The organism is Dryocola mayonis (assembly GCF_051307045.1).
Classification (GTDB): domain Bacteria; phylum Pseudomonadota; class Gammaproteobacteria; order Enterobacterales; family Enterobacteriaceae; genus Dryocola.
Genome location: NZ_CP150452.1, coordinates 3,065,818 through 3,078,232, shown reverse-complemented (window position 1 = coordinate 3,078,232; position 12,415 = coordinate 3,065,818). Strand labels below are relative to the sequence as shown.

The following is a 12,415-nucleotide window of genomic DNA, read 5'->3' as shown; positions in this document are numbered from 1 at the left end:
GGCGCCCGTCGCCGGTTTTTTATTCGCTATCGCGAATGCCCAGACGTTTTAGCACGCCCGCGATGCCTTCGCGTAAAATCAGCGCCGCCATTTTTTGCTGCTCGCCTTCCGACATCTGTTTGACCGAATGGAGCAGCAAGCCTTCCAGCGTGGAATCATTAGCCGAATAGACAGCCGGTTTGTCAGCGGCCCCGCTTGGCGCTGTTAATGAATTCCTGCACGCGTTCGTCAATATGAATCAACCGCGCTTTTCCGCCCTGAACGCCGGGCTTTTGCGTCGTGGTCCAGTTCTCTTTACGCACCCACTTGTTGATGGTTTGCCGACTGTACCCGGTGAGCGTAGCCAGTTCTTCAGGTGTCATTCGTTCCTTGAGCACGGCGTTTTCCTTAATCGAAAGAGGTTATTAGGGGTTCATTTTATGCGATCGTTTTACACGAAACTGTGACAGGATTAACTACAGCGGGTCGATATGCAATCAGGATCTTGATGAGTTGTTTGCTTTTTCGGCGATCGGCCGCAGAAGAAGAATTTGCCGTTGACACTTTCTGGCGGGTTTCATATTATGCCGCCCGTCAACACGACAAGGTTTCTACGGTTCGGGGCTATAGCTCAGCTGGGAGAGCGCTTGCATGGCATGCAAGAGGTCAGCGGTTCGATCCCGCTTAGCTCCACCAAATCTTCTCCAGCAAGATTTGCATCGTAGAATCAAAAGCCTATCGTGGGGCTATAGCTCAGCTGGGAGAGCGCTTGCATGGCATGCAAGAGGTCAGCGGTTCGATCCCGCTTAGCTCCACCAAAATACAAAACCCTCGCCCGACGGCGGGGGTTTTTTGCTTTCTGCCTTGCCGAAAATCCCGGCAGGCGATTTTTCCCGCCGTTATTCAGCACGCCGGCATTGATAAAATAAATGAAACTGATTCCTGATTATATTTATCAATATATGTCTCTTTGTTTGATTTTATTAAAGCCTTCCAGGATGATTATTAGAACAGGGCGAATGCTTGATTTATAAGCGGAAGGAAAGTATTATTCTTCATTCATTTACGCGCTCCCGCAAATACATAATATTAACACCCGTGCTTATGGTTTTTCACAAATTGGTTAAGAAGTCCGTTGCTGCACTGGTGTTATGTTTATTGCTTACGCCGTTTGCTCGCTATATTTCACCGACGACGGTTATGGACGGCCACAAGGTCTATCTCGCCTACCTTCCCGTCAGCCTGTTGATTTCCTTATTTTTAATTTTCGGCAGGGCCGCTATTTTCCCTCTGTTTATCGGCACCGCGATCACCTTTTTTATCACCCTTGATTTACCCATTATTCCATTATTCGTATTTGTCCTGTGCCTGTTATTTCCGTTGCTGGTTTCCTGCTTTATCGCGCGTTATTATCTTGGTTCCCGCTGGCGTTTTTCGCTGACAAATAAAGGTCTCGGCGTCAGGTTATTCTGGCTGGGATTTTTTGCCCCGTTAAGCATTAAATTGCTTATGCTTCTTGCCGGGCAATACATTAATTATCCTCCATCATTAGCGCCGTTCTTTGGCAAAAGCTCGCTGATGTACCTGGTGGTCGACCTGCAAAATCTGATAGCCGCCGCGCTTATCTTTACCATGCTGTTCTACTACCCGGTACGCATGCTGCTGAATCCTTATTTCGCGCGCGCTTTCTGGCGGCGCTGCGTGCTGCGCTATCTGGCAGCGGATCGCCGTCTGTACACGTTTAGCTGGTCCGGCGCCTGGATCGCTTTTTTGGTGCTGTTATGCTGCCCCTATCAGGCGACGCTGATTTCCGGCTACCTGGTGCCCCTGGTCTTCGTGCTCTTCACCCTGGGCATTCGCCATACCGGCCCGCGGCTTATCGTCTTGCTGTGGGGAGCTTCGGCCTGGCTGCTGCTGACCTACAACGATGGCTTTATGCGCGGGGTAACCACTGAATTCGCCTTGTCGTTTATTCTTTCGGTCTTTATCTCCTTCACCGTTTGCATGTTTTATATGACGGTTAGCTTCCATAAAAATGAATGGATGAAACGCGTCTATCGTTTACAGGCGCTGACCGATCCTCTGACGCAGCTGCCGAATTTGCGCGCGCTGGAGCGGCACGTAAAGCGTTTCCCTTCCGGCTCGCTATGCTGCCTGCGCCTGTCCAACCTGGAGTTTTTAAGCCGCCACTACGGCCTGATGATGCGCGTGCACTGTAAGCGCGAAATTACCCGGCTGCTCAAGCCGTGGCTGGATGAAGATGAGCAGGTGTTTCAGCTTCCCGGCTGCGAGCTGCTTATTTTTCTGCAGGGGGCGGAAACCGAAGCGCGCCTGAACCATATGGTCGATCTGCTCAACAGCAAAAAAATCAAATGGCATAACGCCATGCTGGAGATTGAATTCGGCGCTTCGTGTAGCGTGGCGGACGGCGATATCAACGAGCTGCAGCGCACCCTTGGGCAGCTAAGCTACCTTGCCGAGCAGGCCTGCTCCGCTCACCGGGTGCTGGGCCTTAACACGCGCATTGCAGCGGTTTCGGACCAGACCACCGAGCGGGTGCTGCTATTACACAAGGTAAAGCACGCCCTGAACGATGAGGCGTCGCTGCAGCTCTTCGCCCAGCCGATTGTAAACAAGGACGGCAAGGGTTACGCAGAGATTCTGAGCAGGCTCTTTTTCAACGGGGAGATGATAACGCCCGACAAATTCATTCCGATTATCGCCGAATTTAACCTGAGCGCTCGCTTCGACATGCTGGTGATAAGCAAGCTGGTGGCTTTCCTGCGCCAGCAGGGCGGCGAGGCGCAGCATCCGCTGTTCTCGGTAAACCTGATGCCTTTCACCCTGATGCAAAAAGAGACCGCTCAGGACATAGTGACGCTGTTTGCCCAAAACCAGGTGCCGACCGGCGCGGTCATTATTGAGGTCACGGAGGAACAGGCGTTTTCGAATTCGGAAACCTCCATGCAGAATATTAATCTGCTGCGTGAAAACGGCTTCAAAATCGCCATTGACGATTTTGGTACCGGCTATGCTAACTACGAGCGCCTGAAGCGCCTGCAGGCGGATATCATTAAAATTGACGGTTGTTTTATCAAGGATCTGGCTTCTGATTCGCTTGATAACCTGATTGTGAAATCCATTTGCGATTTGGCCCGTGCTAAAGATCTGGCCGTGGTGGCGGAGTTTGTGGAAACCGAAGAGCAGCGCTCCATTCTGCTGGCGCTGGGCGTGCAGTATCTGCAGGGCTATCTGATTGGCAAACCTGAACCTCTGACCGGCCCTGACGCCGGTGAATAACAGCCTGCGGAGGGAGTCGGCATGTCTTTAGCGAATCGCTTTCGTTTACCGTTGAAAAAGACGCTGCGCGTTATCCACCTGTGCTTTATTTTTGTTTTTCTGCTGACCACTTTCCTGTTCTGGCAGCAGGGAGAGCTTTTTAATCACGGTTACCGCACCAGTCAGCTAAGCCACCTTGAAAGCGTCATCTCCCGTCTGGAAAGCCGGGCAAAATACAGAATCGACAACCTGCGCTTCCTGCAGCGTATCTTTATCGAGGCGATGGACGAGCCGCTTTTCCCCGGCGGGATGAATGCGCCTTCCGGGCTCGTCCCGCAGGACGAGCTGGTTTCTTTATGGATCAGCGAACTGGCTTTGCCCGATAGCGTTACGCTTAATATCGGGCGTAGCCGCGATGAGGCGCAGCAAATTAAACAGCAGCTGCACGCGCTGCGCAAAATTCAGGATCTCTTTCCGCTGGCCCAGCGAAGCAGGGGAGGTACCGGCGGATATCTATTACATCTCCCGCCAGGGAGAATTTATCGCTTCTCTCTCGCCAGAAATTAATTCGCTGCTGGTTCGCAGCTACAACCCGCGCCGAAAAGAGGGTTCGTTTATTCTGGCGTCACCCCTGCTTAATCCGCAGCGCAGCCCTTTCTGGACCCGGCAGAATATCGCCCGCACGCGCGCTACGCTGATCAACGGCGCGGTGCCGGTAGATTTCCACGGCCAGTGGATTGGGCTGCTGGGAATAGCCATCACGGACGAAGGCGTAAAAAAGCTGCTTAACGATTCTCTTTCGGCCCGGACGCAAAGCGCCTATCAGCTTTTTGACGAGCGGTTAAACCCTTTAACCGCCGCGGCGGGCGCGTTAAACAACGTCGAGCTTACGGCGGCGCAGCTGAGGCTGATTGGCGAAAAGCTTAAAAAGTCATCGCGCGGCACGCTGCGTTTCGGACGGATTTACGCCACCTTCGGCACCGTCTCGGGTACGGAAAGCGTTTTAATCAGCACCCAGACGTTGCGTCAGGGCCTGCATGAGGATTTCGGCCGCTTTAGCGCCCTGCTGGTGGCGATGTGGATAATCTTCGTGCTTTTGCTGTGGGCGTCCCACCGGACCATCTGCCGGCTGGTGCGCGAGATGGGCAAGCTACAGGGCGAAATGCGCTGGCATGCCTACCATGACGATCTTACCGGCGTGCTCAATCGCCGCGGCTTTTATGACAAGACGGCGCAGCTCAGCCCGCGTTACAAAGGCTATACGCTGGTGCAAATCGACCTCGATCGCTTCAAAAAGGTAAACGACCGCTTCGGGCATCAGGTGGGCGACAGCGTGCTGGCGCACGCCGCGCGGCATATTCAGCAGGCTATTCGCCAAAAGGATGTGCCTGGCCGCCTCGGCGGCGAGGAGTTTTGCGTCTACCTGCCGGATACCGATCTTGCAGCGGGTGTCGCTGTGGCAAAACGCATTAAAAAGCACCTGGAGCTCTCACCGCTTACCCTGGACAGCGGCAGCGTGCTGACCATTACCGCATCGCTTGGCGTCGCGGCGCACAGCGAACATCCGCAGCATTCTTTAGATCAGATCCAGTCGTTAGCGGATTTTCGGCTGTACCGGGCCAAGCTGCGCGGCCGGAATCAGGTTTGCGCGGACGGCGAGGAAGAAAAGCAGGCATAAAAAAACCGGGGCGCAGGCCCCGGTTTTTACGTCAGGGGGATTACAGGAACAGCGCTGCAATAGAAGCAGACAGAATGCTCACAAGCGTAGAACCGTAAACCAGCTTCAGGCCGAAGCGTGAAACCACGTTGCCCTGCTCTTCGTTCAGGCCTTTAATCGCACCGGCGATAATCCCGATAGAAGAGAAGTTAGCAAAGGATACCAGGAACACGGACAGGATGCCTTCAGCGCGCGGAGACATGCTGCTGGCCAGTTTCTGCAGGTCCATCATCGCAACGAATTCGTTAGACACCAGCTTGGTTGCCATAATGCTGCCGACCTGCAGCGCTTCATGCGCCGGCACGCCCATAACCCAGGCAATCGGATAGAAGATGTAGCCCAGAATGCCCTGGAAGGAGATACCGAACACCGCGGCGAACAGGGCGTTCAGCGCGGAAATTAACGCGATGAAACCAATCAGCATCGCCGCAACGATAATCGCCACCTTAAAGCCTGCCAGAATGTATTCACCCAGCATTTCAAAGAAGCTCTGACCTTCGTGCAGATTGGACATTTGCAGATTTTCTTCGCTCTCGTCCACGCGGTACGGGTTAATCAAAGACAGGACGATAAAGGTGCTGAACATGTTCAGTACCAGCGCCGCCACAACGTACTTAGGATCAAGCATGGTCATGTACGCGCCAACAATCGACATGGAAACGGTAGACATGGCGGTTGCCGACATGGTGTACATGCGGTTGCGCGACATCTTGCCGAGGATATCCTTATAGGCGATAAAGTTTTCTGACTGTCCCAGGATCAGCGAGCTTACTGCGTTAAAGGATTCCAGCTTACCCATACCGTTTACTTTAGACAGCAAAGTACCGATAAAGCGGATAACGATCGGCAGCACGCGAATGTGCTGCAAAATCCCGATCAGGGCGGAGATAAAGACGATAGGGCAGAGAACTTTCAGGAAGAAGAAGGCCAGACCTTCGTCATTCATCTTACCGAATACAAAGTTTGTCCCTTCATTTGCAAACGCCAGCAGTTTCTCGAACATTTCAGAGAAACCACGTACGAAGCCGAGGCCAATCTCTGAGTTCAGGAAGAACCAGGCAAGCAATATTTCAATCACTAATAATTGGATCACAAAGCGAATACGAATTTGCTTGCGGTTAGGACTCACCAGCAAAGCAAGCAGCGCAACCACTGCAAGCGCTAAAACAAAGTGCAGAACGCGGGACATATTTGCTCCAAATATGAGGCAGGTTTAATTTCGTTGCACATTCTATGAAACAAGCAATAAGAAAACGAGAGCAATCGCACACTATAGTGATGACATGTGACGGATAGCAAAATTAGTGATCAACCATACATTTCTGCTATGTTAAGTAAAGAAGCTAAAGGTTGCGTCAGCGCACACAATTCATAACAAGCCTGCTTGTTATTGCCCGTTTCTTTAACGAGTGCGCAGGAACACACCTTCCCGCCATTGCTTTCATCTATCAGAGAAATCCAGATAAGCTGTTTAAACGATCTTGATAATCATTCTCATTTTGTTAGCATGAAACATAGCAAAGGCTATATCTCAGAGGCAGATGATGACTAACAGTCGTGTTGATAACAGCAGTGGTCGGACTGCGCGCAGGCTGCGACTGGCGTTAATGGGGCCGGCGTTTATCGCCGCCATTGGCTACATCGACCCGGGTAACTTCGCCACCAATATCCAGGCCGGGGCCAGCTTCGGCTACGGGCTGCTGTGGGTGGTGGTCTGGGCGAACCTGATGGCGATGCTGATTCAGGTGCTGTCCGCGAAGCTTGGCATCGCAACGGGCAAAAATCTTGCCGAACATATACGCGACCATTATCCGCGTCCGGTTGTCTGGCTGTACTGGATACAGGCGGAAATCATTGCGATGGCGACGGATCTGGCGGAATTTATCGGCGCGGCCATCGGCTTTAAGCTGATTCTGGGCGTTTCCCTGCTGCAGGGCGCGGTGCTGACCGGTATCGCCACCTTCCTGATCCTGATGCTGCAGCGCCGCGGACAAAAGCCGCTGGAGAAAGCGATCGGCGGGCTTTTGCTGTTCGTGGCCGCCGCCTACATTGTTGAACTGATTTTCTCGCAGCCTGATTTCGTCGAGCTGGGCAAGGGGATGCTGCTGCCAACCCTGCCAACCAGCGAGGCGGTCTTCCTCGCCGCCGGGGTGCTTGGCGCGACCATCATGCCGCACGTTATTTACCTGCACTCGTCGCTGACCCAGCATATGCACGACGGCAATCGCGCGGAGCGTTATTCCGCCACCAAATGGGACGTGGCTATCGCCATGACCATCGCCGGCTTTGTGAACCTGGCGATGATGGCGACCGCCGCCGCGGCGTTTCACTTCTCCGGACATACCGGCGTGGCCGATCTGGACCAGGCATATTTGACGCTCGAACCCCTGCTCAGCCATGCGGCGGCAACGATATTCGGCCTGAGCCTGGTCGCCGCAGGGCTGTCATCGACCGTTGTGGGTACGCTTGCGGGACAGGTGGTGATGCAGGGCTTTGTCCGGTTCTACATTCCGCTGTGGGTGCGCCGCTCCGTTACTATGGCGCCGTCGTTCATTGTGATTCTGATGGGGCTTGATCCGACGCGTATTCTGGTCATGAGTCAGGTGCTGCTCAGCTTCGGCATCGCGCTGGCGCTGGTGCCGCTGCTGATTTTTACCAGCGATAAAAACCTGATGGGCGAGCTGGTGAATACCAGACTGGTTAAGCAACTCGGCTGGGCGATTGTGGTGCTGGTGGTGGCGCTGAATCTGTGGCTAATTATCGGCACCGCGTTAGGGCTATAAAAAAACCTCTCCCGGTGGGAGAGGTTGATGTTCACTTAGTGGTGATGACCGTTTCCGCGACCGCGGCCACGATGATCGTCACGGTCGTTCCAGCCTGCGCGATAGCCTCTTTCGTAGCTGCTGCGCCCCCGGTCCCAGCCGCGATGACGGTGCCAGCCACGGTCACGCCATTCATAATTTCGATGCCAGTAGCCACGGTCGCGCCAGTCGCGTCCGTCCCAGTAGTTACCGCGATAATCCCGATCGCCAATATTTAGCTTCACCGACGGCAACAGGGTGATTTCGCCCGCATTCGCCACCAGCGGGACTGACGCCAGTAATGCAATCGCAAGAATCAGTGACCTGAACATACTCTCTCCTTAACCCACGGTAGCCGCGTGGCGGCCTGTTAACGTAATATTAAGGGGTGGTAAACAAGTGTTTCATCAGCATAACTCTTAAACCGCCGGCGAGAGCACTTTTTGCTAAAAACGCCGTTTAGCGCGGCGTCCAGGTTAAACGATTACACTAGAATAGCTTCTATTTCCGCCTGCTCGGCAGCGCTGAAGTGACGGTTCGCCAGCATGCCGACCGCATCATCTATCTGGCTGATTTTGCTTGCGCCAATCAGCACCGAAGTCACTTTGTCGTCGCGAAGCACCCAGGCCAGCGCCATCTGCGAAAGCTTCTGCCCGCGGCGTTCGGCAAGCGCGTTAAGCTTGCGCACCTTCGCCAGCTTCTCTTCGGTTAACTGATCGGGATTGAGGAAGCGGCTGCCGCTTGCCGCCCGGGAGTCCGCAGGAATACCGTTAAGATAACGGTCGGTAAGCTGCCCGCCGGCCAGAGGAGAGAAGGCGATGCTGCCGACGCCTTTTTCCTGCAGCACGTCCAGCAGACCGCCTTCGACCCAGCGTTCGAACATGGAGTACTTCGGCTGGTGAATCAGGCAAGGCGTGCCAAGATCGTTAAGAATATCAATCGCCTGTCGCGCGAGCTCCGCAGGATAGTTCGAAAGCCCTACGTACAAAGCCTTGCCCTGGCGGACCACGTGATCAAGCGCGCGCATCGTCTCTTCAAGCGGCGTTTCCGGATCGGGACGATGGTGATAGAAGATATCCACGTACTCAAGCCCCATCCGCTTCAGGCTCTGGTTCAGGCTTGCTATCAGGTATTTGCGTGAGCCCCAGTCGCCATAAGGGCCATCCCACATCGTATAGCCCGCTTTGGACGAGATAATCAGCTCATCGCGATACGGCAAAAAATCTTCACGCAGGATTCGCCCGAAGTTCTCTTCTGCGGATCCCGGAGGCGGACCATAGTTGTTTGCCAGATCCAGGTGGGTGATGCCCACGTCGAAAGCGCGGCGCAGCAGCTGGCGGCTATTGTCGAGCAGCGTGGTATCGCCGAAGTTATGCCACAGCCCAAGCGAAACGGCAGGAAGCCTGAGTCCGCTGTGGCCGCAACGGCGATACTCCATTGATTCATAACGGGAAGGATTTGCCTGATAGACCATTTTATTACCCTTGTCAGTGAATTCGCAACTTAGTGTATACGTTTACACAACGCCTGTGACCATCAGACGACGGCTCCTTTTGCTGTAAAACATTCTTTCCAGGGCCCGATCGGCGTATATCCTCGACACCGATCGCAGATATTCAATACTCACAGCAGGCCCTGCTAAAAGGAACATGCTATGCGCTACTGTGTTGCGGACTATCTCCTTGACCGTCTTAACGAATGTGGGATTGCCCACCTCTTTGGCGTGCCGGGCGATTACAACCTACGGTTTCTGGATAACGTCATTGCGCATCCGCAGCTTGCCTGGGTCGGCTGCGCCAACGAGCTTAACGCGGCCTATGCCGCAGACGGTTATGCCCGCTGTAACGGCGCGGGCCGCTTTGCTGACGACCTTCGGCGTGGGCGAGCTCAGCGCAATCAACGGCATCGCGGGCAGCTACGCGGAATACCTGCCGGTCATTCACATCGTCGGCGCGCCCTGCCTGGCGGCCCAGCAGCGCGGCGAGCTGATGCACCACACGCTGGGCGATGGGGATTTTCAGCACTTCGCGCGCATGGCAAAAGAGGTCACCGCAGCCCAGGGCGCGCTCACGCCAGAAAATGCGTGTTATGAAATAGATCGCGTGCTGCGGGAAGCGCTCAGCAAAAGCCGCCCCGGCTATTTGCTCCTGCCGGCTAACGTTGCTCAGACACCGGCGACAAAACCCGCCAATCCTTTAGATCTTAACGCCCGGCCTGCCGAAACCGCAGTGCTGGATGATTTTCGCAAAGCAGCGCAGGCAAAACTTTCCGAAAGCCGCAGCGTAGCCCTGCTTGCTGACTTCCTTGCGCTGCGTTACGCGCAGCAAAAGGCGCTGCAGCAGTGGATGGACGACACGCCGCTGCCGCATGCGACCTTGCTGATGGGAAAAGGGCTGTTTGATGAAGGGCTGCAGGGATTTATCGGCACCTACAGCGGCGCGGCGAGCGAAGAGGGCATTAAAACGGCCATTGAAGGCGCCGAGCTGGTGGTCTGCGTCGGGGTAAAATTTACCGATACCATCACCGCAGGCTTTAGCCAGCGGCTCACGAACCGGCAAACGATAGACGTACAGCCGGACGCGACGCGGGTGGGCGACCGCTGGTTCAGCGGCCTGCCGATGTCCGAGGCCGTTGAGGTGCTGCATCAGCTTTGCAAACGTCAGGTTTCTCACTGGCCTGTTTGCCGGCAAAAACCCCCGGCGCTGCCCGTGTGCGAAAGCGGAATACTGGATCAGCATGCGCTCTGGCAGGCTGTACAGGATTTCCTGCAGCCGGGCGATATCGTGCTGGCCGATCAGGGCACCGCGGCATTCGGCGCGGCGACGCTGACGCTGCCTGCGGGCACGACTTTTATCGCCCAGCCGCTGTGGGGATCGATCGGCTACACCTTACCCGCCGCCTTTGGCGCGCAGACCGCCTGTCCTCGCCGTCGCGTGGTGCTGCTGATCGGCGATGGTTCCGCCCAGCTCACCGTCCAGGAGCTGGGATCGATGCAGCGCGACGAGCAAAAGCCGGTGATTTTGCTGCTCAATAACGAAGGCTACACGGTGGAAAGGGCGATTCACGGCGCGGAGCAGCGCTATAACGACATCGCCCCGTGGAACTGGACGCAATTGCCGCAGGCCCTGCACCTGGATTGCCAGGCGCAGTGCTGGCGCGTGACGGAGACGGTGCAGCTTAAAGAGGTGCTGCAAAAAGCGGCAAAAGCACAACGCCTTACGCTTATCGAAGTCGTTCTGCCCAGGCAGGATATTCCTGAACTGCTCCAGGCGGTTACCGCGTCGCTCGCCAGAAGCAATGCGGACGAAAGCTAGCGCCCGCTTCTGTCCACCATCATCACCGGCTTGCCCGCCAGCAGCAGCCAGGCCGGAAGCATGACGATGCACAATAGCGGCAGCAGCTTGATATCCGGCACCACGGCCATCGCCATAAACAGGCTCAGCCAGCCGTCACGCGTGACCACCAGCACCATGCCGAGGATGGCGCACGACAGGGTGATAGCCGCCGGAACGGCCTCCACGTGCTGGTGCAGCATCATTCCCAGCGCAACCCCCACGAAGACCACCGGGAAAATACGTCCGCCGCGAAATCCGCTGGCGGAGGCGACAACCAGCGCCGCGAGTTTCACCACCGCGAACATCAGCAGCGCGGTGACCGTATTATCCTCAGAAAGCGCAAGCCGCCGCATCTCATCGAGCCCTTTAAACAGCGTCACTTCCCCGCCGATAATGCCCAGCAGGCCAAGCGCAAAACCGCCTGCGCTAAGGATCAGCACCGGATGCCTGAGCCTGTGCATCAGGCGGTGCGCACGCGGTAAGCACCATACGGCAATCATACCAAGCGCGATGGCGATGGCCGTTACTACCGCCCCGCTGAAAATATCCACCAGGCGTAGCTCGGGGTAAGGCGCGACCGGCAGCGCGAAATTGGGATGGAAGAACAGGTCGGTGGTTAGCGCGCCTGCGGCGGCCGCCATAAGCGGCGCAAACAGTCTGTCCCACAGCGGCACGTCGCTATTGCCGCTGAGCGTCTGGGAGAAAATAAGCGCGGCCGCGACGGGGGTGCCGAACAGCGCGCCGATCGTCCCGGCTGCGGCAAGTATCGTCCAGTCCAGCGCCCCCACGCGCGGGAAAAGGCGCGCGCCGACGGCGACGGCCAGCGCGATATTCACCGCCATAACAGGATGCTCGGGCCCCAAGCTAACGCCGCCTGCCAGACCAATAATCAGGGCGAGGACCAGCCCCGGCAGCGCCGTCACCGGTACGGGGGCGCCGATTAACGGCTCCGTTGCCGGATCGGGCCCCGCGTGGCCTGGCATATAGCGAATCACCAGCCCCACGGCGATGCCCGTAAGCGTAAGCATCAGCAGTATCCAGCCGGGAGAGTTCAGGTCCAGGCCAAAGCGTGCGGGCAGGCTTACCCACAGGCAGTTTTGTAAAACGGCTGCGGCTTTCATCAGCGCAATCAATATCAGGCTGGAAAAGATGCCGATAACTAAAGCTGGAAGCGAAAGAACCAGCATGGTTCTGGCTCGCGGATGAAGCATGAGAGTTCCTTAATCTGAATAGTTAAGCGCAAGACTCGCCCCTTTTTTACCACCTGTCGCACGGCCGTCGAACCCGTTGTGTAAAAGAGGCTG

General features: G+C 55.8%; 8 protein-coding genes, 2 tRNA genes and 2 pseudogenes. 7 read left to right on the top strand and 5 right to left on the bottom strand.

The genetic code is table 11. The features are described from left to right. Positions 1-19: 19 nt before the first annotated feature. Positions 20-362: pseudogene (locus WLO32_RS14800) on the bottom strand (YfeC-like transcriptional regulator). 237 nt (positions 363-599) lie between these two features. Here WLO32_RS14800 and WLO32_RS14795 point away from each other — a divergent pair. From WLO32_RS14795 to WLO32_RS14775, 5 genes are all read left to right on the top strand, one after another. Then, a tRNA-Ala gene (locus WLO32_RS14795) sits at positions 600-675 on the top strand. A gap of 46 nt (positions 676-721) precedes the next feature. Next, positions 722-797, top strand: a tRNA-Ala gene (locus WLO32_RS14790). A 340-nt stretch (positions 798-1,137) separates the two neighbouring features. After that, positions 1,138-3,279 (top strand): EAL domain-containing protein, encoded by a 2,142-nt coding sequence (locus WLO32_RS14785; RefSeq protein ID WP_435945781.1) that lies wholly within the window; start codon positions 1,138-1,140, stop codon positions 3,277-3,279. A gap of 21 nt (positions 3,280-3,300) precedes the next feature. After that, a complete protein-coding gene (locus WLO32_RS14780; protein WP_435945780.1) occupies positions 3,301-3,825 on the top strand; it encodes a hypothetical protein in 525 nt (174 codons plus the stop codon). 508 nt (positions 3,826-4,333) lie between these two features. Continuing rightward, on the top strand, positions 4,334-4,936 hold the full coding sequence (locus WLO32_RS14775) for a diguanylate cyclase (protein ID WP_435948310.1): 603 nt from the start codon (positions 4,334-4,336) through the stop codon (positions 4,934-4,936). Positions 4,937-4,976: 40 nt separating this feature from the next. Here the strand turns inward: WLO32_RS14775 and WLO32_RS14770 are convergent, their stop codons facing one another. Continuing rightward, positions 4,977-6,164: a NupC/NupG family nucleoside CNT transporter gene (locus WLO32_RS14770; protein ID WP_435945779.1), complete on the bottom strand. Its 1,188-nt coding sequence runs from the start codon at positions 6,162-6,164 to the stop codon at positions 4,977-4,979. Positions 6,165-6,519: 355 nt separating this feature from the next. On the opposite strand from WLO32_RS14770, the gene WLO32_RS14765 reads away from it, so the two are divergent. After that, complete coding sequence (locus WLO32_RS14765; protein ID WP_435945778.1) at positions 6,520-7,758, top strand: Nramp family divalent metal transporter; 1,239 nt, start codon at positions 6,520-6,522, stop codon at positions 7,756-7,758. Positions 7,759-7,793: 35 nt separating this feature from the next. Here the strand turns inward: WLO32_RS14765 and WLO32_RS14760 are convergent, their stop codons facing one another. Next, positions 7,794-8,108 (bottom strand): DUF2502 domain-containing protein, encoded by a 315-nt coding sequence (locus WLO32_RS14760; RefSeq protein ID WP_435945777.1) that lies wholly within the window; start codon positions 8,106-8,108, stop codon positions 7,794-7,796. A 152-nt stretch (positions 8,109-8,260) separates the two neighbouring features. Beyond that, positions 8,261-9,250 (bottom strand): L-glyceraldehyde 3-phosphate reductase, encoded by a 990-nt coding sequence (gene mgrA, locus WLO32_RS14755; protein ID WP_435945776.1) that lies wholly within the window; start codon positions 9,248-9,250, stop codon positions 8,261-8,263. Between the two features lie 180 nt (positions 9,251-9,430). On the opposite strand from mgrA, the pseudogene WLO32_RS14750 reads away from it, so the two are divergent. Then, a pseudogene (locus WLO32_RS14750) lies at positions 9,431-11,090 on the top strand (alpha-keto acid decarboxylase family protein). On the opposite strand, the gene WLO32_RS14745 reads toward WLO32_RS14750, so the two are convergent. After that, entirely contained in the window at positions 11,087-12,322 is a 1,236-nt protein-coding gene (locus WLO32_RS14745; RefSeq protein ID WP_435945775.1) for an ion channel protein, read from the bottom strand. The pseudogene WLO32_RS14750 and the gene WLO32_RS14745 sit on opposite strands and share 4 nt — an antisense overlap. Positions 12,323-12,415 lie beyond the last annotated feature (93 nt).